The 25,825-nt window shown below is 56.8% G+C and carries 19 protein-coding genes; 8 read left to right on the top strand and 11 right to left on the bottom strand.

Features of this window, described 5'->3' with window-relative positions; genetic code table 11:
• Window positions 1-5 precede the first annotated feature (5 nt).
• Window positions 6-746, top strand: a complete 741-nt coding sequence (locus V3C20_RS02315) for a thioredoxin-like domain-containing protein (protein WP_130083895.1) — start codon at window positions 6-8, stop codon at window positions 744-746.
• A gap of 30 nt (window positions 747-776) precedes the next feature.
• A complete protein-coding gene (locus V3C20_RS02310) occupies window positions 777-1,448 on the top strand; it encodes a TetR/AcrR family transcriptional regulator (RefSeq protein WP_130083894.1) in 672 nt (223 codons plus the stop codon).
• A gap of 8 nt (window positions 1,449-1,456) precedes the next feature.
• Here V3C20_RS02310 and thiE read toward each other — a convergent pair whose 3' ends face one another.
• Complete coding sequence (thiE, locus tag V3C20_RS02305) at window positions 1,457-2,101, bottom strand: thiamine phosphate synthase (protein WP_238623813.1); 645 nt, start codon at window positions 2,099-2,101, stop codon at window positions 1,457-1,459.
• Between the two features lie 88 nt (window positions 2,102-2,189).
• Between thiE and V3C20_RS02300 the strand changes: the two genes are divergently transcribed.
• Genes V3C20_RS02300 through V3C20_RS02290 form a run of 3 tightly spaced genes read left to right on the top strand, consistent with a single transcriptional unit; the run spans window position 2,190 to window position 7,354 of the window.
• Window positions 2,190-3,236 (top strand): quinone-dependent dihydroorotate dehydrogenase, encoded by a 1,047-nt coding sequence (locus tag V3C20_RS02300; RefSeq protein ID WP_130083893.1) that lies wholly within the window; start codon window positions 2,190-2,192, stop codon window positions 3,234-3,236.
• Between the two features lie 29 nt (window positions 3,237-3,265).
• Window positions 3,266-6,790: a DNA polymerase III subunit alpha gene (gene dnaE / locus V3C20_RS02295; protein ID WP_130083892.1), complete on the top strand. Its 3,525-nt coding sequence runs from the start codon at window positions 3,266-3,268 to the stop codon at window positions 6,788-6,790.
• Between the two features lie 12 nt (window positions 6,791-6,802).
• A complete protein-coding gene (locus V3C20_RS02290; protein WP_130083891.1) occupies window positions 6,803-7,354 on the top strand; it encodes a GNAT family N-acetyltransferase in 552 nt (183 codons plus the stop codon).
• Window positions 7,355-7,585: 231 nt separating this feature from the next.
• Here the strand turns inward: V3C20_RS02290 and V3C20_RS02285 are convergent, their stop codons facing one another.
• Window positions 7,586-8,029 (bottom strand): GNAT family N-acetyltransferase, encoded by a 444-nt coding sequence (locus tag V3C20_RS02285; RefSeq protein ID WP_130084018.1) that lies wholly within the window; start codon window positions 8,027-8,029, stop codon window positions 7,586-7,588.
• Window positions 8,030-8,325: 296 nt separating this feature from the next.
• On the bottom strand, window positions 8,326-11,979 hold the full coding sequence (locus V3C20_RS02280; RefSeq protein WP_161981295.1) for an autotransporter outer membrane beta-barrel domain-containing protein: 3,654 nt from the start codon (window positions 11,977-11,979) through the stop codon (window positions 8,326-8,328).
• Between the two features lie 472 nt (window positions 11,980-12,451).
• Between V3C20_RS02280 and V3C20_RS02275 the strand changes: the two genes are divergently transcribed.
• Window positions 12,452-13,852: a glutamate decarboxylase gene (locus V3C20_RS02275; protein ID WP_130083889.1), complete on the top strand. Its 1,401-nt coding sequence runs from the start codon at window positions 12,452-12,454 to the stop codon at window positions 13,850-13,852.
• A 293-nt stretch (window positions 13,853-14,145) separates the two neighbouring features.
• On the opposite strand, the gene V3C20_RS02270 is transcribed toward V3C20_RS02275, so the two are convergent.
• From V3C20_RS02270 to V3C20_RS02235, 8 genes are all read right to left on the bottom strand, one after another.
• Entirely contained in the window at window positions 14,146-15,507 is a 1,362-nt protein-coding gene (locus V3C20_RS02270) for a DUF2851 family protein (RefSeq protein ID WP_130083888.1), read from the bottom strand.
• Between the two features lie 16 nt (window positions 15,508-15,523).
• Window positions 15,524-16,051: an STAS domain-containing protein gene (locus V3C20_RS02265; protein ID WP_161981293.1), complete on the bottom strand. Its 528-nt coding sequence runs from the start codon at window positions 16,049-16,051 to the stop codon at window positions 15,524-15,526.
• A gap of 123 nt (window positions 16,052-16,174) precedes the next feature.
• Window positions 16,175-17,719, bottom strand: a complete 1,545-nt coding sequence (locus V3C20_RS02260) for a prenyltransferase/squalene oxidase repeat-containing protein (protein WP_149874171.1) — start codon at window positions 17,717-17,719, stop codon at window positions 16,175-16,177.
• A 229-nt stretch (window positions 17,720-17,948) separates the two neighbouring features.
• Window positions 17,949-19,451 carry a prenyltransferase/squalene oxidase repeat-containing protein gene (locus tag V3C20_RS02255; RefSeq protein ID WP_149875030.1) on the bottom strand — a complete coding sequence of 501 codons (1,503 nt, stop codon included), beginning with the start codon at window positions 19,449-19,451 and terminating at the stop codon, window positions 17,949-17,951.
• Window positions 19,452-19,598: 147 nt separating this feature from the next.
• Complete coding sequence (locus V3C20_RS02250; RefSeq protein WP_302368789.1) at window positions 19,599-21,122, bottom strand: prenyltransferase/squalene oxidase repeat-containing protein; 1,524 nt, start codon at window positions 21,120-21,122, stop codon at window positions 19,599-19,601.
• Window positions 21,123-21,389: 267 nt separating this feature from the next.
• The gene (locus tag V3C20_RS02245) at window positions 21,390-21,557 is read right to left on the bottom strand and encodes a hypothetical protein (protein ID WP_153812532.1); all 168 of its coding nucleotides are present in this window, start codon (window positions 21,555-21,557) and stop codon (window positions 21,390-21,392) included.
• 129 nt (window positions 21,558-21,686) lie between these two features.
• Entirely contained in the window at window positions 21,687-22,676 is a 990-nt protein-coding gene (galE, locus tag V3C20_RS02240; RefSeq protein ID WP_130083128.1) for a UDP-glucose 4-epimerase GalE, read from the bottom strand.
• Between the two features lie 16 nt (window positions 22,677-22,692).
• Window positions 22,693-23,856, bottom strand: coding sequence for a UDP-galactopyranose mutase (locus V3C20_RS02235; RefSeq protein ID WP_130083127.1), 1,164 nt, complete (start codon window positions 23,854-23,856; stop codon window positions 22,693-22,695).
• A gap of 142 nt (window positions 23,857-23,998) precedes the next feature.
• On the opposite strand from V3C20_RS02235, the gene rsmA reads away from it, so the two are divergent.
• Window positions 23,999-25,351: a 16S rRNA (adenine(1518)-N(6)/adenine(1519)-N(6))-dimethyltransferase RsmA gene (rsmA, locus tag V3C20_RS02230; protein WP_130083126.1), complete on the top strand. Its 1,353-nt coding sequence runs from the start codon at window positions 23,999-24,001 to the stop codon at window positions 25,349-25,351.
• Window positions 25,352-25,365: 14 nt separating this feature from the next.
• Window positions 25,366-25,821 carry a hypothetical protein gene (locus tag V3C20_RS02225; protein ID WP_130083125.1) on the top strand — a complete coding sequence of 152 codons (456 nt, stop codon included), beginning with the start codon at window positions 25,366-25,368 and terminating at the stop codon, window positions 25,819-25,821.
• The last annotated feature ends 4 nt before the right edge of the window (window positions 25,822-25,825 follow it).

The following is a 25,825-nucleotide window of genomic DNA, read 5'->3' as shown; positions in this document are numbered from 1 at the left end:
ATGTCATGTGTTTAAATTCCCCTTCTATTCGGACTCTATTAGCGGGAGCGTTCCTATTGGGCGCTTCCGTCGGTTTTGCGGAATCCCAGGACTCCGCGGCGGATCCCTCCCTACGTACCTGGACGAACAAGTCTACAGGCACCACGGTGGAAGCGCGCCCCATAGCCCTGAACATGAAAACCGTCAAGCTGGTAACCACGGCCAAAAAGCCCATCACCATGCCGCTGGAAAAACTTTCGGATGAAGACCGCACATGGCTGGAGGAACACAAGGACGTTATAGGCAAACCACTTTCCGAATGGTCTTCCACGCCATCCGGCCCGCTGGCTAAGGAAATGAAGGGGCAGACCTACATGCTGGAGGACGGCAAGCTCAAGAAGAAGGACGGCAAGCTGAACGCCAAATACTTCATCCTGTATTTCAGCGCGAGCTGGTGCGGTCCGTGCTGCCGGAACGCTCCACACAGCGTGGAATCCTACAACAAGGTGGTGAAGGAAAACCCGGATGTGGAAGTCATCATGTGCAATCTGGATCAGAACCTGGAAGCTGCCCAGAAATGGGCTGCGGCCAACAATATGCCGTGGCCCGTCCTGCTACGGAAGGATTTGACGGAAATGGCCAAAAAGGTATCTCCGCGCGGCATTCCCACGATGATTTTGATGGACAAGGATGGGAAAGTGATTCAGTCCTCCCAGAACATGGAGCAGCTGGTGAAGGCTGCCGGCTCCTCACGCCCCTCACGCTAGGCGTAAAAGCTTTCCCGTGTTTTTGAAACGATGCCCGCAGTCCGTAAATCCCAGGCCGACCGTTCCGCGGAAACCAGCGGCAAAATTCTTCGCGCCGCACAAAAGCTCTTTGCTCATAGTGGCTTTGACGGCGTGACCATGCGTGCCATAGCGTCGGAGGCCGGGGTAAACCTGGCTTCCATCGTCTATTACTTTGAAAACAAGGAAGGGCTTTATCTCTCCGTCTTCCGCCATTATGCGGAACCTTTGATGGAAGAGCGCATGAAGTTGCTGAAGGAGGCGGACAGGGAACCGTCCCTCAGGGCATATGCCCGTGCATTCATTGAGCCTGCCTTCCGCATGCTTCTGGACGAAAGTCTGGGCGGCCCCGACCATATGCGTCTGCTGTGGCGTCTGCCGCAGGAACCGGAATGCCTCGTTCAGAAAATCTATGGTGAATTCTACGCTCCGGTCATCCGGGAAATGACGGAGAGGGTTCGTCAGATTTGTCCTTGGGGAGATGAACTCTCTCTTTCCTGGCATGTTCATATCATGAGCTCCATTTTTCATGCCACACTGGGGAAATACGCCACGCGCCCCGATCTTCACGACAAGGAACCCTGGATGAAAGACCAGGACCGTATCCTGAAAATGATCGTGGATACGGCCGTGCTGCTCATTTCCCGTCCGGCTCTTTCTCCGGATGGCGAGGGGAACGCATAAAAACTTTTTTAGATCTCTCCAAGCCGTTTCCTCACCGCCTCAACAGTTCCCGTAATGTCGGGATGCGTAAGCAGCCAGGAAACGATCACGGCCCTTCTCGCCCCGGCATCCAGAACGGCAGGAAGAGTTGCCTGATTGATGCCGCCGATGCAGAAGACGGGAAAATCCTCCGGAAGCTGCGCCTGCATGCCGGCAATGTGCTCCAGGCCGATCGCCTGCCTCCCCGGCTTGGTGTCCGTAGGAAACAGGGGGCCGAATCCTATGTAGTCCGCCCCCTCCCGGAAGCCGCCCAGCGCCTGTTCCGGGCTGTGGGTGGAGCGGCCTATGAGGGCGTCCGGCCCCAGCAGGCTCCGCGCGGCCTCCAGCTTCCCGTCTTCCTGCCCCAGATGCACCCCGTCCGCGCCGATGCTCCGGGCAACTTCCGGATAGTCGTTGATGATGAAAAGACAGCCGTATTCCCGGCACAGAGGGGCAAGTTGGCGGCCCATGCGCTCTATGTGCTCCGGGGCGTGGTTCTTCGCCCTGAGCTGAAGAATGCCCAGTCCTCCCTCCAGCAGTTTTTTTGTGACATGTATCAGTTGATATTCAGGCGTGTATCCCAAATCCACAATGCCGTACAGGCGGCAGGCGGTGAGGCGTTCCATCCGGTTCATGCACGGGAATTGTACCGGATAAAATCATCCGGGCAAGACGCTTCCCAATCTTGACCGTAAAGGGCTGTGTGGTACACTCCCCCCCATCGTGTCCCCCGCATTATATTCTGCTGCCAAAAGTTTGTTGTTCCAGTTGAATCCGGAAACTGCCCACAATTTGACTCTGTTCGGGTTGCGTATGGCTGAAAGGATGCGCGTTCTCCCGCTGATGATGGGTGACGTGCCTTCTGATCCGGTGGAAATCCTGGGCATGAAATTTCCCAACAGGGTAGGCCTTGCCGCCGGGATGGACAAGGAGGCGGATACGGTCAACGCCTTCGGCCAGGTGGGATTCGGCTTTGTGGAGGTGGGAACACTGACGCCGCGCCCCCAGCCCGGCAATGACAAGCCGCGCCTGTTCCGTCTCATTCCCCAGCGTGCCATCATCAACAGAATGGGCTTCAACAACCATGGCATTGCTGCCGGCGTGGAAAACATCCAGGAGGCCACCCGCTTCGGCGGAGTGCTCGGCGTCAACATTGGCAAAAACAAACTGACGCCGAACGAGGATGCCGCCCAGGACTACCTGGCCTGCCTGAGAGCGGCGTGGCCCGTGGCGGATTATATTGCCATCAACTTCTCCTCCCCCAATACGCCAGGCCTGCGCGATCTCCAGGCGGCTGAACCCGCCGCACGCCTGCTGGCTTCCCTGAAATCGGAACAGGCGAACATGGCGGCGGAAACCGGACGGCAGGTTCCCATCTTCATGAAGGTGGCCCCGGATGTTACGGACGAACAAATCACGGAACTTAGCCGGGTTTTTCTGGATGAAGGGCTGGATGGCCTGATTGCCACGAACACTACACTTTCCCGTACCGGTGCGGAAAACAGCCCGCGCAGGGAGGAAGCGGGCGGCCTTTCCGGCGCACCCCTCACGGCACGCTCCACGGAAGTGATCGGGGCTTTTGCCGCGGAACTGAAAGGCCGTATTCCGATCATCGGCGTGGGCGGCATCATGAGCGGAGCGGATGCCGTGGCCAAAATCAAGGCGGGCGCGAGTCTGGTCCAACTGTACACGGGCTTCATCTACCGGGGGCCCAACCTGATCCGTGAATGTGTGGAAGCCATGAAGGCGGAATGCCCCGTAAACTCCTGAACCCCTCACCCCTGCGCAGACCCTGATTCATGGCTGACACCTTCGTACACCTTCACAACCACACGGAATATTCTCTTCTGGACGGCGCCGTCCACATCAAGGATCTCATTGCTGAATGTTCCCGGATGGGAATGCCCGCTGTCGCCGTCACGGATCACGGCAACCTTTTCGGAGCTATTGAACTGGTCATGGAGGCCAACAGTCTCAATAAATCCGTGGAGGCCTGGAACAAGGAACACCCGGAAGGACCGCGGAAGCAGACCGTCAAGCCTATCTTCGGCTGTGAGGTGTATCTCTCCCCCACGCCCATTAGCGTGAAAAAGCAGCTTCCCGGGCGCCGCAAATACACGCACCTTCTTCTTCTGGCGGAAAATGAAACGGGCTGGAGGAACCTGGTCAAGATGGTGTCCCGTTCCCATCTTGAAGGCTTTTACTACAAGCCGCGTGTGGACATGGAAACCCTTCGGGAATTCCATGAGGGCCTCATCTGCTGCACGGCGTGCCTTGCCGGTCCCCTTAATGAATGGCTGCTCAACGATCAGCCGGAAAAGGCGGAGGAAGCCCTGATGGCCCTGAAAGACGTCTTCGGGGAGAACAACATCTTTGTGGAATTGCAGGACCACGGCATGGAAGAGCAGAAAAAGTGTCTTCCGGAGCTGGTGCGCATCGCCCGCAAAACCGGAACGCCCATCGTGGCCACCAATGACGTGCACTTCCTGAAAAGGGAGGACCATGACATGCATGATGCGCTCATCTGCATCGGCACCAACGAAAAACTGGCCTCCCCCAAGCGCATGCGCTACTCCACGGAAGTTTACCTCAAATCCCCGGAGGAAATGAGGAAGGTGTTCAAGGACTATCCGGATGCTCTGGAAAACACGCTGAAAATCGCAGAGCGCTGCAATGTCACGATCAAGCTGGACTCCACCAGCACGGAAAAATACCCGGAATTCGGCACGCCGGACGGTTCTACGCGTGAGGAATACCTGCGCAAGGTGTGCTACAAGGGTCTGGAAGAACGGTACGGCAAAGAGCGCGTAGCCGCGGACAAGGAACTGTGCGCCCGCCTGGATTATGAACTGGGCATCATCAACCAGTTGAAATTCGCTTCCTACTTCCTGATTACGGCAGACTTCATCAATTGGGCGAAGGATCACGACATTCCCGTAGGCCCCGGCCGAGGTTCCGCCGCCGGCTCCCTGGTGGCATATGCCATGAAGATCACGAACATTGACCCGTTGCGCTTCGGCCTGATCTTTGAACGCTTCCTGAATCCGGAACGCGTGAGTCCGCCGGATATTGACATCGACTTCTGCCAGACGCGCCGCCCGGAGGTGATTGACTACGTACGGCAGAAATACGGGGAACGCGCCGTGTCCCATATCATCACGTACGGCACTATGGGCGCCAAATCCGTTCTCAGGGACGTGGCGCGCGTGATGGACATGTCCTATGCCGACGGCGACCGCATTTCCAAGCTGATTGAAACGGGACCCAAGGTAACCCTGCAATCCAGCTATAAAAGCAATGAGGAACTGCGGGATCTCATCGCATCCGATGAAGCATACACGGAACTCTGGGGATACGCGACCCGCCTGGAAGGCCTGATACGCAACGTGGGCGTGCACGCGGCGGGTGTCGTCATCGGCGACCGTCCCCTGGACGAACACGTGGCGCTGACCCGTGATGATCTTTCCGACCCCCACGCCGCCGTTGTCGCCCAGTGCGACATGAGCGCCATTTATGAAGTGGGGCTGTTGAAAATGGATTTTCTGGGACTGAAAACCCTCACCGTCATGCACGATGCGGAGGAATACGCCCGCTGGCGCGTTCCGGAATTTAGGCTGGACGACGTGCCCCTGGACGACCGTGAAACGCTGGACCTGCTCAACCGGGGAGACACGATGGGCGTGTTCCAGCTGGAATCCGGCGGCATGGTGGATACCTGCCGGAGATACGGCATCCAGAAAATTGAAGACATCATTGACTTGTTGGCCTTGTACCGTCCGGGAGCCATGCAGTTCATGGATGAAATGATCGAGGTCAAGAAGGGCATCCGGAAGGTGGAATATGAACACCCTCTGCTGGAACAGGTCAGTGGAGAGACTTACGGCGTGATGATCTACCAGGAACAAGTGCAGGCCGCTGCCAAGCTGCTGGCGGGCTACACGCTCGGCGGCGCCGACCTTCTGCGGCGCGCCATGGGTAAGAAAGACCCGGCGAAGATGGCCAAGGAAAAGGCGCACTTTGTGGAAGGTTGCTGGAAAACCAACCAGATTGATGAAAAGACGGCTACGGCCATCTTTGACAAGATTGAAAAATTCGCCGGGTACGGATTCAACAAATCCCACTCCGCCTGCTACGGTCACATTTCCTATTGGACTGCCTATCTCAAAGCCCACTTCCCGGTGGAATTTCTCTGCGGCCTGATGTCCAATGAAGTGAATAACGACAAAATTGGCGTGTTCATCCAGGAGGCCAACCGCATGGGCATTGAAATACTGCCTCCCAATGTGAACAAATCCATGCTTAAATTTACTCCGGAAGAAACGCCTTCCGGCAAGCTGGCCGTGCGCTACGGCCTGGCCGCCATCAAGAACGTGGGTGAAGGTGCCATGCAGATTCTTCTGGAAGAGCGGGACAGGAACGGGGTATTCACCAGCATGGAAGATATTTGCAACAGGCTGGACTCCAAATCCGTCAACAAGAAAATTCTGGAATCCCTGATTCGCGCGGGTGCGCTGGACTGGACGCTCGAACCGCGTTCCGCCATGTTCGAGCGCGTGGACCTGGCCCTCAGCGGCGCTTCCCAGGTGCACAAGGACAAGGCGCTGGGGCAGGGTTCCCTGTTTGACATGACTTTTGAAGCTCCCAGAGTGAAGGATGAGCCTCCCGTTCCGGAATGGCCCAAGGAACAGCGTATGACTGATGAAAAGGACTTGCTGGGCGCATACTTCTGTGGGCATCCCCTGGACTCCATGCGCGGCGTCATTGATGCGGAAAAATACACGCGCATCGGCCTTATAGACTCCCTGGAATCCCATGAACTCAAGCAGAAGCATCAGATTGCCGGCATGGTGCGTTCAGTCATTCCCAAAATCAGCAAGGCGGGAAGGAAATTCGCCATCCTGACCCTGGAAGACTTTACCGGAAGCGTGGAAGTGCTTCTGTGGTCGGACGTTTATGAAAAAGCCCTGGAAATGGAAGGCGGTCTGGAACCCGGCGTTTTCGTGGCTGTGCGCGCCAACATCCGGGAGGATGACCGCACTTCCTCCAAGAGCGTGGCCGCCCAGGGCATTGACCCTCTGGGCGGGAAAAGGCGCAGGGCCAAATCCGGGGACCAGGGGCCGCTGAACATCATTGTCAGCCCCCTGCGGCACACCAGGGAAAATCTGGAGCATATCCGGAACATCCTGAAAAAATATCCCGGCCGCAGCAAGGTCAACCTCACCATCAAGGACAGCCTGGGGCACAGCCGGATTCTGGAGCTGGACGAGCAATTCCGCGTCAACCGCTGTGCCGCGTTGGAAACGGAACTCTCCATGTACAACTAAAAATCTGGATGCGTGAAAAAGGAACCGCAGGTATTTCCGGAATCGTCCCGTTTGAGATTCCGGGAGTGGAAGCAAGCGGATTGGCCTTTTTTTGCGGCAATGAACGCCAACCCCCTGGTGATGCGCTTCTTCCCTTCCGTGTTGACGGAGGAGGAATCCCGCTCCATGTGGGACCGCATGCGGACGGAGCTGGATGAAAAGGGCTACGGCCTGTATGCCGTGGAACTTAAATCCTCCGGTACCCTCATCGGTCTTCTGGGTTTCCACTGGGCGGACTTTAAGGCGGAATTCACCCCCTGCGTGGAAATAGGCTGGCGCCTGGTGCCGGAAGCCTGGGGATATGGTTATGCCGTGGAAGGTGCGAAGGCATGCCTGGAACATGGATTTTCCCGGCTGGGCTTTGACCGGGTGTACTCCTTCACCGCCTGCGTGAACCATCCTTCGCAAGCCGTGATGCAGCGTGCCGGAATGAAAAAAACGGCGGAATTCAACCATCCGGAAGTGTCTGCGGACTCCCCCCTCCATCCGCACGTTTTATACGTGTTGGAGGTTCCATGCAAATAATGGGGAAAGACGGTTTATTCCCGGGGAAGACCCTCCGGAAATAAAAAAGGCAGCCGTGGGGGCATGGCGGCCATCCGAGTGCAAGAGGACCTCCGGTGGCTTTGACTTCCCAGTCTGCCGGGCGTGAACGGGGCATTCCTCCATGTGAAAAAGACGGATTCCCTTTTCGCGTTTCTTCCGGCCATTCCCTCCGGAGGAATGAAAACTCCACCGTTTTTCAGAGCAAACCTGTTAAACCAGTCTCATGTATAAAACAGGGTACGGATTACCTTGTTCGTCGTGATCCGTTCTTTTGTAAACCTGGAATCCCATGCGTTCGTAAAATTCCTTGGCCTGCGGATTCTGTTCGTTGACTCCCAGTGTATTGATAGAGAAATTCTGCATACCGTACTGAAGCAGCTTCCTTCCCAATCCCCGCCCCGTTTCTTCAGGAGAAATAAACAGCATTTCCAGCTTTTGCCCCTCTATTCCCATGAATGCTGCGGGAACGCCCTGGCCATTCTCTGCGACAATCAAATGAGAAATATCTCTCAATGCTTGAGGAACATATTTTTTGATATCTTCCATATCCGCCTCTGCCAGAAACAAATGCGTTGCCCTGACCGAGTTTTCCCAGACGTTCAGGAGCTGTTCCAGCAACAGGGAATCCCTGTCTTCCATGTCGGCTATCCTTATGTTCATACCGCGTCCAGTTTTGATTAATTAAGTACCCTCATTTGCCAAAGGCGCAACTGCAGAATTTTCCCCCATTCTAATTTCCGCATATAACCATGTCAAACGGACTCTGCCGCGCCATGGTTTCATGCTGCTATTCATAAACGTTCTGACAATATTTGTGGAACTGGCGGTTTTGCTTGCGGGGCGCATGGAAAATCAAACGGGATGCAGTTCCGCAGGAGCTGCATCCCGGTGATTCGGGTTGGGGCTGTGGGCTTGGGAGAAAGCATTCTCCCAGCCCCGTTGTTTGCGACTTAGAAGGCGTAGCTTACCCCGGCGTTGACCCGGTGGTAGGTTGACTTGCTTCTGCCTTCAAATTCATAACCGCCGTAGGCCGTCCACCGCGGATTGATGACCACGGTGCTGTTGTAATTGACACGCACGGCGTTGCGGTCCGGCCGGGACCCCCTGGCAGTCCAGGAAAAGTCGTTCATCAGGCGTCTGGCGCGGGTTTCCGGGTTGTCGCGGACCACGTCGGGAACGTAGCTCACGGCCAGGCTGTTCACCCACAGGACTCCATTGCTGAATTGCACGGATTTGCTGATTCCCACGCCCACGGGGAGGCTCAGGTTCTTCAGATCTCCCCTGTCGAAATGGCGGGGATCATATCCCGTTTCCGTGAAGGAATTCTGGTTCACCTGGGTGTACTCGATTCCCAGGAACGGGGACAGCGTCCATCCCTTGTTCAGGTTGTGGTCCCAGGTAGCCTGCAGAGTGGCGAAGCCCATCCTGTTTTCCCACTTGCCGTTGGACGAGCCGCCGGAATAATAGGAATCCAGCTTGTTGCGTGTCCAGCCATAGCCCAGGGTTCCCTGGATGTTCAGCATGTTGCCGGGAGACATCTGCCTCCTCCATGCTCCGTAGAGCAGGGCCACGTAGGACGTCTGGTCCACCTCGCTGATCCACGTGCGGCTTTTGTTCTTGCCGTACAGGTTGCCGAAGGCGGCGCCCAGGATAGTGTTCGGCGTGAACCTGCGGTCGGCGCCCACGGCGTAGCCGCCGCCGTTGTAATCGTAGCCGTCAATGCCGTTTCTGGTGGCGTGGTAGGTGAAATCACCCAGTCCGTTGACCCAGAAGTTATTCTTGGGTCCCAGCAGGAAGCGGGTGATGCCCACTTTGCCCAGGGCCGCGTTGGAGACGGACTTCATGTTGGAAGCGGAGCTCCACATGGAGTTGCCTATATCCGCGCCGGCCAGTTCCGGAAGAATATCTTCAATGCCGCTGGTGGGGTTCCAGACTGCGTACAGTTGGTCGTCAATGCCGTCGCCGTCCGTGTCTTCCCATTCCTTGGTCCAGTAGCCTTCATACGTGTAGGGGGAGTCGACTACGTTCGTTCCAGTAGCAGTGGAATAAATGTTGTCGAAATCGCCCGTTCTGTTGCCTTCGGTGCCATCGGTGTAGGAAAGCGCCAGGAATCTCTGCTTGGTGGCCCAGCGTTCGTGGGCGTAGTCGTCCAGAGTGTCCGCCACGCCCATCAGGCCGCCGAGCGTGTGGGAATTGGCCTGTTCAATGCTCAGTCCGGAACTGTAATCGTCCATGAAGGGGCGCAGGTCGAAGATGACGCCTTTGCTGAAGTCGATCGTGTCTCCGCGGAAAGTCGCGCCGCGGCCGGCCCTCAGGGTTACTCCCTCGTTGAAGACGATGGCCTTGCTGTTCACGGAACTGTTGCCCGTAATTTCCAAAACGCCTTTGTCGATGGTGAAGGAGGAATCCTTGGTCAGATCGCTGCTGCCGTACGTGACGCCGTCTTCCAGAATCAGGGTGCCGTCATACAGCGTGGTTTTTCCGGAGACATTAAAGTACTTGGATTCCGCCAGGCGGTTCTGCCAGTCCTGCTCCGATTCTCCCGCGGCCTGGGTGATCAGCCTGTCCGCCTCCGCTCCGGAAAAGCGGATGGTTCCGGTGAATTCGGGAGCCGTTCCTCCATAAGGAGTGGTGTCCACGCCTTCGGATTTATTGAAGTCATAGACGATGTTGTCGTACTCCGCTCCGTCCTCTTCATTGCGGAAGGGGTCATAAAAAGTTACTGTTCTTCCTTCCTGGGCGCGGAGTACCACGCTGTCCATGGAAGAGGTTCCGTTGGTTGCGAATACAAGGGAGTTCAGGATGGGGTTGTTCCCTCCGCGTTTTTCCGTGTTTCCTTTTACGATGATGTCTCCCTGGTCTGCGGAGAAGACGGCATCCTTGTAATAAAGAAGCATGGCCCCTGCGGTACCGTCAACGGCGTTGTTCTCAATGAGCACGCCGCCGCGGTTGTTGATGAATTCCAGCCCGTTGGCTGCCTGAAGCGCACCCACGTCCCACTTGGCCGAGTTTCCGGAGATGGTGACCTTTCCTGTATTGACGAAGGATGTCCGTCCGTCCACTAGCAGGGCTCCGTAGCCGTAATCCGTGGATTTGTTTCCGGAAATGGAAACGTCTCCCGTGTTGGAAAAGGCGAGGTTTCCGTGGAACTGTCCCACGCCGTAATGATAGCCCGCCGTATTATTGTCCAGATTGATGTTTCCGGTACGGGTGAAGGACGCATCGCCGTCCACCTCTATGGCTCCATTGTAGTTGCCCGCGCTGTTCCCGGAAATGGAAATGTTCCCTGCATCTGTGACGCTGAACGTTCCGTAAAGGCGGAGCGCTCCGTTGGAGCCGGCTGTGGAGTTGCCTTCCACGGTGATGTTGCCGTTGTTGGAAAATGTGGTGTTGCCGAAGACGGCCACGCCGCCCATCTGTACATCTGAACTGTTGCCGGAAATGGTGATGTCTCCCGTACGGGTGACGTTCCAATCCTCGGAAATCCAGCCCACGGCATAGGTGCTGTCCGCGTGGTTGTCGATGAAGGTGATGGAGCCGATATTGTCGAGGTTGAGGCTTCCGCTGACGCCGAACGCCCCGGCGCTGTTGCTGGCGTGATTGCCTTCAAAGCGCAGGTCTCCTTGAACGTTGAAAATGTCCAGGTCCTGGCCGCTGTAAACGGCCCCGAAGCCACCGTTCCAGTCGGAGGTCTTGTCTCCGGCGTCCGCCCGGTTGTTTCTGAAAATAACGTCTCCTGTGACGCCGTTGATCGTCATGCCGCCTCCGGTGCCTTCTTGGCCGTCCACGGTGCCCGCATAGGCATAAATGGCTCCGGCCATCCAGGCGGAATTATCTTCAAAGATGATATCTCCATCAATACCCCGGAAGGTAATGGCATCTTCACCTTCGGGAATATAATTCTTAGTATTCGGGGAGGAGGAATCACTGGCCCCGGCATAGATGGCTCCCCCGATGTTGGCGTGGGCGCTTGTCGGAGAATGCCCGGTCGTATTCCCGCTGAACAGAATGGACTTGGTATTCTCAAAGGTGATTGTTCCCCTCGCAAACAGGGCGCCGCCCAGGGCCTGCCCTTGTGCGTCGCTGTCTCCCAGCTCGTTGTTGGTGAAGGAGATGTTGCCCATGCTGGAAAAGGTGGCATCTCCGCGCACATTCACGGCTCCCCCGGCATTGGTATCGGCATTGACGATGGACTTGCTCCCGTTGAAGGAAAGATCTCCCATGTCCGTGAAGACGAGCATTTCCGCGCGGATGGCGCCTCCGCCTTCATTGTCGTTGGTCCAGCGGTTGCTGTGGATGGAGGAACAATTTTCAAAACTCATGGACAATCCCGTGCCGGTAAACGTCATGACAGACGTATTGGGCGCCGTACCAGAGTCTGTGGTCTGGTTGAAGAAAACGCTGCCTGCGTAAACGCCGTCGTTTGTCTGGAAGTTTTCAAAAGACAGGTTTTCCTTCAGGTTGTAGGTAATATTTCCGTTTGTTTCCTGCCGGGCAGTGACGGTGCCTTGGTAAAGATCTTCGCTCTGCTGGGCTGCCCCCGTTTGCACCAGGGAAGAAGCCATGAGGAACAGGATGGCGGATACTGCTAATTTTGGTTTCATTAATATGCGGTATAAGGTTCTTTGTTTGATGTCCAGATTGGTCCGGCTCACGAGCGCCCGGGTGGGTGGGCTTTTGTGCGTGGTACATCCGGCGTCTGGAATTGTAAGAGTCTTTAAAACGTGAATTTTCTCACGCAATGACGCGTGTTTCTGGAGAGAAAGTTGCCATTCATTTCCAGTTGGCCGTTGAAAGTGAAAACATCGCGGTATATTTTTTGTTAGATGAAAGTTTGTGTCATACATAGGGTTTAGTAAGAATTTATATAAGAAATAATAACAAAATTTGTAATTATATGAAATTTAGTAAGAAATGATAAATAAATAAATCATTGTTACTGTATTTTAATTAAAAAGTTATGACAAAGGGAATGACATTGGAAATATGAACGCTTCCCGGCTTGCGGGCTTCTATCCATGTATGCGGGAAGCCTGACCGGGCTTTCCGGTAACGATGAAATAAATACATACCGTCATGTTTGCTCCAAATCAGAAACCCGATACCGCTCGTGCCGAGAACTCCATTTTCGGTTCTCCGGAGGCGGACAATATTTTGCCCAAGACTCAATTTCCCGACTATGCGATGCGTCCCGAAGACGCCTACCAGCTTGTGTCCGATGAATTGATGCTGGACGGCAATGCCCGCCAGAACCTGGCAACCTTCTGCCAGACCTGGGATGAAAAGCAGGTGAGGATGCTGATGAACATCAGCATCAACAAAAACATGATTGACAAGGATGAATATCCGCAGACGGCGGCCATTGAAATGCGCTGCGCCGCCATTCTTGCCAATCTGTGGAATGTAAACCAGGATGAAAAGCCCATCGGTTGCTCCACCATCGGTTCCAGTGAAGCGTGCATGCTTGGCGGCATGGCTGCCCTCTGGAGATGGCGCGCCCGCCGCAAGGCTGCCGGCAAGCCGATCGACAAGCCCAACCTCGTATGCGGTCCCGTGCAGATCTGCTGGCACAAATTCTGCCGTTACTGGGACATTGAAATGCGTGAAATCCCCATGGCTCCCGGAAAATGGAAAATGGATGTTGAACGCATGCTGGAACAGGTGGATGAAAACACCATCGTGGTGGTGCCCACCTTTGGCGTGACCTACACGGGCGCTTATGAATTCCCGGCGGACATTGCCAAGGCCCTGGATGACTATGAAGCCAAGACCGGCATTAACATTGACATCCATGTGGACGGCGCCAGCGGTGCGTTCCTGGCTCCCTTCTGCGCTCCGGACATTGCCTTTGACTTCCGCGTCCCCCGCGTGAAATCCATCAGCACGTCCGGACACAAGTACGGCCTGGCCCCCCTCGGCTGCGGCTGGGTAGTGTGGAGAGATACTTCCGAACTGCCGGAAGGCCTGATCTTCAACGTGAACTATCTGGGCGGGGAAATCCCCAACTTTGCCATCAACTTCTCCCGCCCTGCCGGCCAGATCATCTGTCAGTATTACGACTTCATTCGCCTGGGCAAGGAAGGATACACCAATATCCATACCCAGGCATATGACGTGGCGCAGTACATTTCATCGGAAATAGCCAAGCTGGGACCGTACGAATTCATTTGTACGGGCGATCCCAAGGAAGGCATCCCCGCCGCCTGTTTCTTCATCAAGGACGGGCAAAAGACGAATTACACCCTCTTCGACCTTTCCGACAAGCTCAGGACGCGTGGCTGGCAGGTACCTGCCTTCACGCTGCCCGCGGATTGCCAGGATACGGTCGTGATGCGCGTGATGGTTCGCCAGGGCTTCTCCAAGGACTTGGCGGACCTCTTCCTGGAAGACTACAAGCGCATGATCGATTTCTTCGAGAAACACCCGGTCACCTCGCCGATGACCGCGGAAGAAGGCACCTCCTTCCACCATTCCTGATGGAAGAGGCCTCATAAGGCTTTTGTTGGATGAATAAGTGTGTGTAAGCACGGCTCCGCAGTTGTCAAGGTTTGTGCGTGGACCTGGCGGCTGCGGGGCCTTTTTATATCCGGATGGCGCGAATGTTCTTTGCAGAAAGGTTTTCCTTTTTTCTTCACATGCCGTTCCGTTTATGGGCCGCACTTGAATCTTCGGAATCCGGCCTGTTCCGCACTGGCTGGCCGCTCCGTTTTTCCCTGTGCCGGATTTTACGGAAACCGGGCACAGGGCAGAAGGAAACGGACGCGGGCCGTTCAGGCATTCTTCATATGCTCCAGCAGGGAGCATATGCAGCAGGAATGCCGGAAACACAGGTCTTCATGAATCTGGAGAAGAGCCTGGTGGTGCCATGCCCTCTTGAGGAAGGCGGCCGCATCTTTTCTCTTTCCCAGAAGGCGCTGGTGGATGGAAAGGACTCTGGCGCCCGCATGAACTCCCTGGCGCGTCAGATACAGTTTCCACGCCTTCTCGGAGCCTTCCCCCGGCAGAATGTGGTTGATGATGAATTCCTGAATGCGGTCGTGGCCCATCAGGGCCATGGGGTTTTTGGAAGGAGCGGAAGGCAGCGTGACATGGTTGCTCCAGTATGGATGTTTCAGGGAGGAAAGATAACCCGCCAGATCATCCAGATGGTCGAGGGTGCAAAGCCGCTGGAAGGTGGAAAAATCAGCGGCAATAGTTGCCAGAGCGCCGACGCGCCGCTGGGGATGATTGGCTGGCCTGCTGCCCGACAGTGTCCAGGGAAACAGGCGTTCCGGCGCCAGTTCAAAATGCTCGCGCAGGGGCCACCATTGCGCCCACAGCCTTTTATGGTGGGTTACGGCTTCCGGCGTGCAGGAATCGGAAAGCACGGGAACCAGAAAGCCTGCGGCACCGAAGAGCAGGGCTTCGGGGCAATCCCGGAGCATACGCAGGGGAACCCGCTGTGCCAGATGGCGCATGGCGTTTTTATTGGCGTGGTAACCCAGCGTTTCCGCCAGGTTTTCGTATAAAAGCTGCGAGGGATCCGCCAGTTTGGCTCGTTGCGCGTGCCGGCGGTGCTTGAGTTGGAAGCGGTGAGCGGCCGCGGATTGCAACAGAGTTTCCACCTGTTCGGCAGGCATCGTTTCCAGAATCTCCGCATGGAGGCAGGAGCGTTCCGGTGCAGCGGCCGGTACGGCTCCCGCACCATTCAGCATGGATGCCGGAATGACGGCCAGAGGGATGCGTTCATGCCGGGAATTGCGGGTGAACCATTCCCTGCGGCTCGGGGTGCAGACAAGATGCAGAATGACACCGTCAAATGCGGGATTGGAGCCGTGATTGTGGCGTTCCCAGTCTTCCGGAGCGGAATCCAGTTCCATGTCTCCCGTGTGTGTAACGTCGTCCAGTTGAATGCGGGCATTCAGAAAATCCGGCCCGGCGGACTTGTTCCAGTCTCCGCAGTCCACAATACGGACGGATCTTCCCAGGTCGTCCGTGAAGGAAAAGCCGAACCTGCCTTCCAGCAACAGAAGCTGAAGCGTGCGTTCATCCGGCAATGTGGAATGCCGGGAACCGGCCCGTTCCCTGACGGAATCCGCTTCATTGGAGGAAAGGGCGCTCCTGTACAGGGAGGCCAGGGAACTCATGTCCATATCCGGAGGGGAGGATTTACTGGTCCTTCTGCCTCTTCAGCTCGTCTTTGAGGCAGTCGGTAACATTGCGGAACTTTTCTTCGTTCTCTTCGCTCAGCTCGCTCAGAGTCAGATGGGAGTCGAGAACATGGAGGGTTTGGTCCCTGGCGTCCAGGTGAACGGTGGGGGCGGTTTCCGTACCGAGGTTGGCGCGTATTTGCTCCACCTTGCCCCGCCAGGGAGCGGTGGGCGGTTCAATACTCAGCAGGGCGTCCAGTCCCAGGCTTTCCAGGGCGCAAAGGCAACGTTCGCTTGGGGAAGCTATCTGCACGGCTCCGTCAATGGGCATCAGCCTGCGGGCCAGCCCCGCGAGGGTTCCCATGAAAGTGGAATCAATGCCGGAGCATGTTTCCAGATCAATCACGATCAGGCGCCCTCCGGAGGCGATGTATTCGTCCCCCAGGGACTTCACCGTGGGACTGTTGGAAAAACTGCCGCGGCCGGAGCACCGAATCCAGAGGAATTCGTCAAAACGACCGAAAAGGATGGAAGAATTGTTATTCACGTTATTGGATAATGGAAACCGTATGAATAACAAGAGAAACAGTTCCGGTCAAGTCAGGATTTAAGATGCATGGAGGGATGCAGGAGAGGCTGCCCGCAGGAAGGAGCAGCAGTTGACGGACCGTCACAAAACCGGACGATTGAAGGCCATTCTGGTTCCTTCTCCCGTGCCCGGCAGGAACCTGTAATAAACCTCCAGCATCAGCGTGGCCAGGCACTGGCGGTAAATCTTGTCGTTGATGGTGCCTCCGTTGCTGTTCACCAGGCCGCCGGGGCCGGGGAATCCGTTGGGGGCAAAACTGCCGTCGGAAGCCTGTGCTCCCAGGGTGGCGTCGCGGAACGCCCTGTTGTAAGCCGTCCACACGTCCCCGCCGCGGTTCATGGCCGCCTGCACGCCGTAGTAATGCTGGTAGAGGTTGGAAGAGGTGTTGTTAGCCTTCCAGTTGAAAGGCTTGTTGGTATTCTTGAGCATCCAGTCCAGGCCCTTGCGCGCGGCGCTGTCGGAGCCGCTGCCGCACATCTGCAGGGACAGCACGCCCACGCCAACCAGGGACGGGCGGGCGGTAGCGTCCTCCCTTCCTTCCTGCATGTAGGTAAACAGACCATCCGGTTTGCTGCACTTGCGGCAATACATGGCGGCCTTGCGCAGGGCGGTGCGGATGTCTCCCTTGGTGGGTTTGATGCCGCCGTGTTCCGCGGCCTTCAGGGCCTGCACGTTCCATCCGGTGACGGAAAGGTCCGTGTGGGCGCCGGCCCTGGTGTTGTAATTGTAGGCCCAGCCGCCGTCAGTGTTCTGGTTGTCCAGAATTTTATCCACGGCCTTCACGACGACCCGTTCCAGATTGGAGATGGAGGGAATGTCCATCTGCTTGCAGAACGTGTACGCTTCGCAGAGGGCGTAGGTGGCTACGGCGTGGTCGTAGCTGACCTCGTTTCTTTGCGGAACGAGGGAAAGAACGGGAGCCTTCATGCCCTGGTCAACGAGGAAGGAAATTCCCTTGAGCACATTCTCTCCGAACTCTTCGGAAAGCGGGGTTTCACAGTGGGCCAGGTAGGCCAGCAGGGCGAGCCCCGTCATGGAACATTTGTAATTATGGGGAGTGCCGCCCCAGGAGCCGTCCTTGTTCTGCTGCTTTTTGAGCCAGCGGAGTGACTTGACGACGGCCTCCTCGCACTGCGGGGTACCCCCGTTCTCCGTGATGCGCTTCATGCGGTCATTCAGGTCGCAGCGCTTGGAAAGAGTAATGTTGTCCGGAGTGTATCCGCCTGGTCCCTTTCCGTTGTCAAAGCCGATGTTGTTTCCGAATTCCAGGCCGTCGGAAAAGGAATCGGAGGGAATTTCCACGTCAATTTCCGGATTGTTTATCGGGACGTCCGTGGCGGCGGTGGAGACAACGATTTTTACTTCCGAGTTTCGCTGAGAACTGCTGGGACGTTGTGGCCGGGTTATTTCCGGTTTGATGGGGTCCTCGCCTTTTCTTTCGTCCGTCGGGTACACGGTGACGGCAGGATCTTCCGGAATGGCGGTGATGATATTCACCAGATAGAGCAGGAGTCCCATCAGGGCAACGCCGAGAAAGGAGACGGTAACGGCGGCAGCCAGGGATTTGGCGCGTTGCCTTTTTAATTCCGCCAGGACTTCTTCTGTACTTTCAATATGCAGGCTCATGAATAGATGGGTTGGTTATTGATTTCACCATCTCTCCAAAATATCTCATGAGCAAGATTAAAATTTATAATTAGCTTGTAATTAGTGTGTTGTTACCAAATTGTTACTTATGCGGAGAATATGTTCTGCGCCTGCATGGCTTCAGGGACTGCTTCCGGAAGAGGTCGGCCGCAAAGAAAAAGCCGCCTTTCCCGGAGGAAGGGCGGCTGTGGAAAACTGATGAATCCCGTCAGGAATTCTTGGTTCCTTCACCGGTGCCGGGAAGGAAGCGGTAGTAGGTTTCCAGCATCAATGTGGCCAGGCACTGGCGGTAGATATTCTTGGACTTTCCGCTCAGGCATTCGGCATAGCCCGTATCGTTGTTGCTGAAGCTGCCGTCCGGCTTCTGGCCGCCGAGAACGGCATCGCGGAAAGCCCTGTTGTAGGAGGTCCATACATCCCCGCCGCGGTTCATGGCCGCCTGCACGCAGTAATAGTGCATGTAAAGGTTGCTCTTGACGTTCTCCGTGCCGGAACCCTTGCCCCATTCCAGTGTCTTGACGTTGTTCTTGATCCAGTCCAGCCCTTTGCGCGCGGCGCTGTCGGAACCGTTGCCGGTCATTTGCAGGGAGAGCACGCCCACGCCCACCAGGGAGGAACGGGGACTTTCCCCGTTTTCCTTATAGGAGAATTTCCCGTCGGGCATGACGTTCTTGCGGCAGTACATGGCGGCCTTGCGCAAGGCGGTGCGGATCTCGCCCTTGGTGGGCTTGACGCCGCCGTGTTCCGCGGCCTTCAGGGCCTGCACGTTCCATCCGGTAACGGAAAGGTCGATGTTCGGATTGATCCTGTTATTGTAGCTGTAAGCCCATCCTCCGTTGGGGCACTGGGCATCCAGAATCCTGTCCACAGCCTTCACGACGACCCGTTCCAGATTGGAGATGGAGGGAATGTCCATCTGCTTGCAGAACGTGTACGCTTCGCAGAGGGCGTAAGTCGCTACGGCGTGGTCATAGCAGATTTCCTTCAGGCCGGGTTGTTCGGAAATGACCGGGTTTTTCATGCCCAGGTCTACGAGGAAGGAAATGCCCTTGAGCACGTTCTCTCCGAACTCTTCGGAAAGCGGGGTTTCACAGTGGGCCAGATAGGCCAGCAGGGTAATGCCGGTCATGGATGCCTTGAACTGTCCGTCGCCCCAGGAACCGTTGCCGTTCTGCTGCTTTTTGAGCCAGCGGAGTGACTTGACGACAGCCTCCTCGCACTGCGGGGTGCCCCCGTTCTCCGTGATGCGCTTCATGCGGTCATTCAGGTCGCACCGCTTGGATATGATGCCGGGAATGCCTCCGCCGTCCCCGTTTCCGGTTCCGATGCCGAAGCCGTCGCCGATGTCGATGCCCGTGGAAAGTTCCTCGGTGGGGATTTCCACGTCAATATCCGGATTGACCACGGCCACGTCCGCGGAAGCTACGGCGGCAATGACCTTCACCTGGGCTGCGGCGGAGGAACTGCTGGGCCGCTGGGTGGTCTGGGTGACCTCCGGAGTGTCGATGTCCGGGTTGTCGCCTTCCTGGGTGGCGTAGGCCACCATGGGAGGATCTTCCGGAATGGCGGCGATGATGTGCACCAGATAGAGCAAAAGGCCCATCAGGGCGACGCCGAGGACGGAAACGGAAATGGCGGCGGCCAGGGTCTTGGTGCGCTGCTTTTTCAGTTCTTCAAGGGCTTCGTCGGTACTTTCAATATGAAGGCTCATGGAGAGACGTGTCTGGTTGATGCCACGGCAATTCTCTTTTTATCCTTGAAAAACGGAGAGTTGCCGACAGGCAAAGTGTGCTGCAAGCCCTGCTGTTCACAAGGCTGGCAGCATACTAAAACCAGACACGGCGGTCTGTCAATCAGATTAGGAATTTCTGGTTCCTTCTCCCGTGCCCGGCAGGAACCTGTAATAAACCTCCAGCATCAGCGTGGCCAGGCACTGGCGGTAAATCTTGTCGTTGATGGTGCCTCCGTTGCTGTTCACCAGGCCGCCGGGGCCGGGGAATCCGTTGGGGGCAAAACTGCCGTCGGAAGCCTGTGCTCCCAGGGTGGCGTCGCGGAACGCCCTGTTGTAAGCCGTCCACACGTCCCCGCCGCGGTTCATGGCCGCCTGCACGCCGTAGTAATGCTGGTAGAGGTTGGAAGAGGTGTTGTTAGCCTTCCAGTTGAAAGGCTTGTTGGTATTCTTGAGCATCCAGTCCAGGCCCTTGCGCGCGGCGCTGTCGGAGCCGCTGCCGCACATCTGCAGGGACAGCACGCCCACGCCAACCAGGGACGGGCGGGCGGTAGCGTCCTCCCTTCCTTCCTGCATGTAGGTAAACAGACCATCCGGTTTGCTGCACTTGCGGCAATACATGGCGGCCTTGCGCAGGGCGGTGCGGATGTCTCCCTTGGTGGGTTTGATGCCGCCGTGTTCCGCGGCCTTCAGGGCCTGCACGTTCCATCCGGTGACGGAAAGGTCCGTGTGGGCGCCGGCCCTGGTGTTGTAATTGTAGGCCCAGCCGCCGTCAGTGTTCTGGTTGTCCAGAATTTTATCCACGGCCTTCACGACGACCCGTTCCAGATTGGAGATGGAGGGAATGTCCATCTGCTTGCAGAACGTGTACGCTTCGCAGAGGGCGTAGGTGGCTACGGCGTGGTCGTAGCTGACCTCGTTTCTTTGCGGAACGAGGGAAAGAACGGGAGCCTTCATGCCCTGGTCAACGAGGAAGGAAATTCCCTTGAGCACATTCTCTCCGAACTCTTCGGAAAGCGGGGTTTCACAGTGGGCCAGGTAGGCCAGCAGGGCGAGCCCCGTCATGGAACATTTGTAATTATGGGGAGTGCCGCCCCAGGAGCCGTCCTTGTTCTGCTGCTTTTTGAGCCAGCGGAGTGACTTGACGACGGCCTCCTCGCACTGCGGGGTACCCCCGTTCTCCGTGATGCGCTTCATGCGGTCGTTCAGGTCGCACCGCTTGGACACGATGCCGGGAATGCCTCCGCCGTCCCCGTCTCCGGTTCCGATGCCGAAGCCGTCGCCGATGTCGATGCCCGTGGAAAGTTCCTCGGTGGGGATTTCCACGTCAATATCCGGATTGACCACGGCCACGTCCGCGGAAGCTACGGCGGCAATGACCTTCACCTGGGCTGCGGTAGAGGAACTGCTGGGCCGCTGGGTGGTCTGGGTGACCTCCGGAGTGTCGATGTCCGGGTTGTCGCCTTCCTGGGTGGCGTAGGCCACCATGGGAGGATCTTCCGGAATGGCGGCGATGATGTGCACCAGATAGAGCAAAAGGCCCATCAGGGCGACGCCGAGGACGGAAACGGAAATGGCGGCGGCCAGGGTCTTGGTGCGCTGCTTTTTCAGTTCTTCAAGGGCTTCGTCAGTACTTTCAATGTGAAGACTCATTCAGTGGAAAACTATTCGCCCGAAGTATAGCGGATCTCCCCCGTCGGGGCCGAGCTTAAAAAGCCTGGCTTTGTCATGATTCGCATGATGACCAGATGTGCATGAAAAGCTTCCTTGTAGTAAATGCGTTGCTTTTTCCGGTTTCTTTCCGGAGAAAGCTTTTCCCTTTTCCGGTGCTGCGGTTGTTCCGAATGGCAGCATTTCGTTAAGCGGCCTGCGTATGGATCACCGGGCGTTTTCGTTCGGAATATCCGCAGGAACCGTTATTCATGGGGTTTTAGGGTCGCCGAAATAAATGATGAGTATCACGGGAATGACGACATAGAAGAACGCCATGATGAGGAAAGTGCCAAGCGCTGCCTTCCACGTCTCCTTGCTGCGCTGCTTTTTCTGCTCCTTCAGCGCGTTTTCAGTACTTCCCATGTGCAGGCTCATATGAAGTCTCTCCTTCGGCCATTTTTCGTAAGGATAATGGCTTTCCCCCGGTGGTGGCAAATAAAAAAATCCCCGACATGAAGTACATGGCGGGGGATAGAAAAGAGGAATGTTTGCGGAGCATTTAAATCAATAATGGCCGCCGCGCGGACCGGTCATCCACTTCCAGGCGGTTTCCACGATTTTGTTAGCATCCTTGCACTGGGCTTCCCAACCGAGGATTTCCTTGGCTTTTGCTGGATTGGCGATTAGGCGGGGCGGGTCTCCTTCCCGCCGGGGGCCGTAGCGAACAGGTATCTTTTTACCGGTGACTTTTTCAGCGGTTTCCAGGATTTCCCGGACGGAAAGCCCCAGGCCGGTACCCAGGTTGAAGCACTCCGTGGAGCCTCCCTTCATCAGGTAGTCCACGGCTTTCAGGTGGGCGTCCGCCAGATCGTCCACGTGGATGTAGTCCCGGATGCAGGTGCCATCCGGAGTATCGTAATCCGTTCCGAAAACTTCAATGTATTCCTTTTCCCCTGTCAGCGTAAGCAGGATGTTGGGAATGAGGTGGGTTTCCGGTTCATGGTCTTCCCCGATGAGACCGTCCACACTGCATCCGGAGGCGTTGAAATAGCGCAGGAAAACGCTCTTGAGGCCCCAGGCGCGGTCGCAGTCCTTGCATACCTTTTCCAGCATGTACTTGGAGCTGCCGTAGGGATTGATGGGATCCTGCTTTTCCGTTTCCGGAATCGGAATCTGGGTGGGAACCCCGTATGTGGCGCAAGTGGAGGAAAAGACGAAGCGCTTGACGCCGGCCGCCTGCATGGCGCCCAGAAGAACGAGCGGTCGCGCGATATTATTCATATAGTACTTGAGCGGATTCTGGACGGACTCTCCCACGTTGATGTAGGCGGCGAAGTGGATCACGGCGTCAAAATTGCCTGTCATCAGGAGCGGATACACCACGGAAGCATCGCCCAGGTCCCCTTTGACCAGCTTCACTTCCGGATCCACGATGGCTCCGATATGTCCATATACCATGTTGTCCAGGACGGTTACGTCAGCGCCCGTCTTCACGAGCTGGCGTACCGTGTGGGAGCCAATATATCCGGCGCCGCCGGTTACAAGTACTTTCATGATCTTATCAATGCTGTTAAGCCGGGTTGTCCCTGCCTCCGGCCAGGGCGTCCGCACATTCCAAGGCCTGAAGAACCACCTGGTCCATATTCAGGTAACGGTATTGTGCCAGACGCCCGATAAAAGTGACATGTTTCTCCCGTTTTGTCAATTTGCGATATGCCTCCGCTAATTGGTCGGAAGCCCCGGAAGGGATCGGATAATAGGGTTCTTTTTCAGGGGTCCAGGCATCCGGATATTCCCGGATGACGGTGCTCCCCGCCACCTGCTGCCCCGTGGCGTGCTTGAGTTCCACGATTCTGGTCCACGGAACGGCCGTATCCGGGTAATTCACCTGCATTTCCGGCTGCCAGAATCCTTCCTTGCCGGAGACGGGAAAACGTTCCTTCAGTTGGTCCGCAGAGAAATGCTCCCTCTCGAACCGGAGGCTGCGGTAGGGCAGGCGTCCCAGGGAATAATTGAAATAGGCGTCCAGCGGTCCGGTATAGATAAGATGGTCCCAGGTGACGCGCTCCTTCACCTCTTCAAAGGAAGTGGAAGTGAGAATCCTGATCAGGGGGGAGGAGGACATACGCCGGAACATGGCCGCATACCCGTCCCGGGGCAGGGCCTGGAAAGACTCTTTCAGGTAGGAATCATCCCTGTTGGTGCGGATTGGAATGCGTCCGCAGACAGAAGGGGCCAGCTCCGTGGCGGGAACGCCCCACTGCTTGAGCGTGTAGGGAGCAAAAAACAGGCGGTACAGGGTCTTTCCCGCGGTACGGAGCATGAGTTCCTCCGAATTGGCGGGCGGCCCGTCTTCCGGAGTCCGCTCCCGGTCCAGCCATGCGCGGAACTCCTCCTCCGTGCATTCGCGGCCCATCAATTGTTCAAAAGTGCGCAAATTGACGGGGAAGGACCAGTAACGGCCCTTCGTGCAGCTTTGTACTCTGTAGCGGACGGGATGCCAGTCCGTGAAACGGCTCAGGTAGTTGACGACGCGTTCACTGTCCGTCCTGAAATAATGGGGGCCGTAGGGGTGGACCAGCACTCCGTGTTCGTCCTGCATGTCGTGGCAATTGCCGCCGATGTGGTCCCGGCGGTCGATGACCAGGCAGTCCTTCCCCAGCCGGGCGGCGATCTGCTCTGCGGCGGTCAATCCGGCCAGCCCGGCTCCCACGACTAGAAAGGATGCGTGCATGGAGGCAGTATAACCTATATGCCAAAATGCGGACCAGTCTTTTTCCCTGATATTCCGCTGTTTTCCGGAAGGCTCATCTTCATGCCGGAAACTGCCCCGCTTTTTACTGGTCCCGGATGTATGTTTTTGAGAACATTGCCGCATGAAGCCGGTTGAGATCAGGAATGTTCTGGAAGAACACGACGTGCGCCCCAGCAAATCGCTCGGGCAGAACTTCCTGACGGACGAAAACGTGGCCCGCTGGATTGTGGACCAGCTGGAAATCCAGCCGGAGGACTGTGTCGTGGAAGTGGGGCCGGGAACCGGGGCCCTGACCGAACACGCCGCACCGCTCTGCCGCAGGATGGTCCTGGTGGAATTTGACGCCCGCCTGGCGGAATACCAGAAAAACCGTTGGGCCGGAGATCCCCATGTGGAGGTGCACCACGCGGACGGCGCTTCCTGGGACCCCCGCGGACTCTTTGCGGAAGCTCCTGTCAAATTTCTGGGCAACCTGCCGTATTCCGCCGGAGGGGCCATTCTGCAAAACTTTCTTTCCCGGCCCAGTCCCGTGGAACGGGCCGTCGTGATGCTCCAGAAGGAATTCATCGACCGCATTCTGGCAACTCCGGAGGATGACGCCTTCGGTCTCCTTTCCCTGCGCATCCAGAAAAACTGGATTCCCCGCGCTCTCAAGACCATTCCGCCGGAAGCGTTCCATCCCCGCCCCCGGATTGACTCCACCGTCATGCTCCTGACGCCCCGTCCGGTGCGCGAATTGCCGCCGTATGACGACCGCCTGATGGACGAGCTGATGAGGAAAGCCTTTTCCCAGAGGCGCAAACAATTGAAAAAGCAGCTTCCGCCTTCCCCTCCGTGGGACGAAGTAGCGGCTTCTCTGGGAATCTCTCCGTCCGCCAGGCCGGAGGAACTGAATCTGGCGCAATGGGTGGACCTGGCGCGGGCTTATGACTCTAACCCTCTCAAGGACGTGGCGCAGAGCGGAGACGAACTGTTCGACGTGGTGGACGAACTCAACCAGATGACCGGAACGGGAACGCGCCGGGAAATTCATGAAATGGACCTGCGCCACCGTGCCGTGCACATGTTCCTGGTTAACAAGCATGGAGCCGTGCTGCTCCAGAAAAGGTCCATGTGGAAGGACAGGCAGCCGGGCAGGTGGGACTCTTCCGCCGCCGGTCATCTGGACGCCGGCGAAGATTATGATCAAGCGGCCGTCCGGGAACTGGAAGAGGAACTGGGCGTGACCGGCTGCGAATTACGGCGAATTGCGGACTTTGACGCCGGAGAAAACAACGGCTGGGAATTCGTCGCCCTCTATGAAGGCCGCTATACGGGCAGGGTGCGCTTCCCCGCCGCGGAAGTGGACAGCGTGCAATGGTTCACCCCGGAGCAAATCCAGGCATGGGTGGAACGCCGCCCGCAGGACTTTTCACCCGCATTCATTCCATGCTGGAATGCATGGCTGGCCGCGAACAAAAAAGCATTATCCTGACTCAAACACATATCATGATTAACCCTGATCAATTATCTCCGGAACAGGTCCAGTCCATCAGGGACTGGGCGGAAGAAGGCTTTGACCTGAACGCTATTCAGAAAAATCTGCATGAAAAACTGGGTCTGAAGCTTACATTCATGGATACCCGTTTCCTTTTGCAGGATCTGGACATTCACCTCAGGCAGCCGGAAGCTGCCCCCCAGCCGGAACAGTCTGAAATGGAAGCCGCCCCGGCTCCCTCCCCGCTGCTGGGCAAAACTCAGGTGAGCGTGGATGAGGTGACGCCGCCCCATGCCCTGATAGCGGGCAAGGTTCTGTTTAAAAGCGGGGCCCAGGGCGTGTGGGACATTGACCGGACAGGCCGCATCAACTGGGACGCCACACGTGGGGAACCCACGGCAGATGATCTGCGCGAATTTGAAACGGAGCTCCAGTCCGTCATCCGCAGCCGCATGGGTGCCATATAACCCT

The sequence above is a fragment of the Akkermansia sp. RCC_12PD genome, from assembly GCF_036417355.1.
Lineage (GTDB): Bacteria > Verrucomicrobiota > Verrucomicrobiia > Verrucomicrobiales > Akkermansiaceae > Akkermansia.
Note: the sequence above shows the minus strand (reverse complement) of the source record. Positions and strands in the feature narration are given on the sequence as shown.

What these genes read in the sequence shown, in the direction of transcription:
- galE (WP_130083128.1), bottom strand. Translation starts at nt 22,676, where the DNA reads ATGAAAGTACTTGTAACCGGCGGCGCCGGATATATTGGCTCCCACACG.
- V3C20_RS02245 (WP_153812532.1), bottom strand. Translation starts at nt 21,557, where the DNA reads ATGAGCCTGCACATGGGAAGTACTGAAAACGCGCTGAAGGAGCAGAAA.
- V3C20_RS02275 (WP_130083889.1), top strand. Translation starts at nt 12,452, where the DNA reads ATGTTTGCTCCAAATCAGAAACCCGATACCGCTCGTGCCGAGAACTCC.
- V3C20_RS02260 (WP_149874171.1), bottom strand. Translation starts at nt 17,719, where the DNA reads ATGAGCCTGCATATTGAAAGTACAGAAGAAGTCCTGGCGGAATTAAAA.
- V3C20_RS02270 (WP_130083888.1), bottom strand. Translation starts at nt 15,507, where the DNA reads ATGGACATGAGTTCCCTGGCCTCCCTGTACAGGAGCGCCCTTTCCTCC.
- V3C20_RS02235 (WP_130083127.1), bottom strand. Translation starts at nt 23,856, where the DNA reads ATGCACGCATCCTTTCTAGTCGTGGGAGCCGGGCTGGCCGGATTGACC.
- V3C20_RS02250 (WP_302368789.1), bottom strand. Translation starts at nt 21,122, where the DNA reads ATGAGTCTTCACATTGAAAGTACTGACGAAGCCCTTGAAGAACTGAAA.
- V3C20_RS02315 (WP_130083895.1), top strand. Translation starts at nt 6, where the DNA reads ATGTGTTTAAATTCCCCTTCTATTCGGACTCTATTAGCGGGAGCGTTC.
- V3C20_RS02310 (WP_130083894.1), top strand. Translation starts at nt 777, where the DNA reads ATGCCCGCAGTCCGTAAATCCCAGGCCGACCGTTCCGCGGAAACCAGC.
- V3C20_RS02255 (WP_149875030.1), bottom strand. Translation starts at nt 19,451, where the DNA reads ATGAGCCTTCATATTGAAAGTACCGACGAAGCCCTTGAAGAACTGAAA.
- V3C20_RS02225 (WP_130083125.1), top strand. Translation starts at nt 25,366, where the DNA reads ATGATTAACCCTGATCAATTATCTCCGGAACAGGTCCAGTCCATCAGG.
- thiE (WP_238623813.1), bottom strand. Translation starts at nt 2,101, where the DNA reads ATGAACCGGATGGAACGCCTCACCGCCTGCCGCCTGTACGGCATTGTG.
- V3C20_RS02280 (WP_161981295.1), bottom strand. Translation starts at nt 11,979, where the DNA reads ATGAAACCAAAATTAGCAGTATCCGCCATCCTGTTCCTCATGGCTTCT.
- dnaE (WP_130083892.1), top strand. Translation starts at nt 3,266, where the DNA reads ATGGCTGACACCTTCGTACACCTTCACAACCACACGGAATATTCTCTT.
- rsmA (WP_130083126.1), top strand. Translation starts at nt 23,999, where the DNA reads ATGAAGCCGGTTGAGATCAGGAATGTTCTGGAAGAACACGACGTGCGC.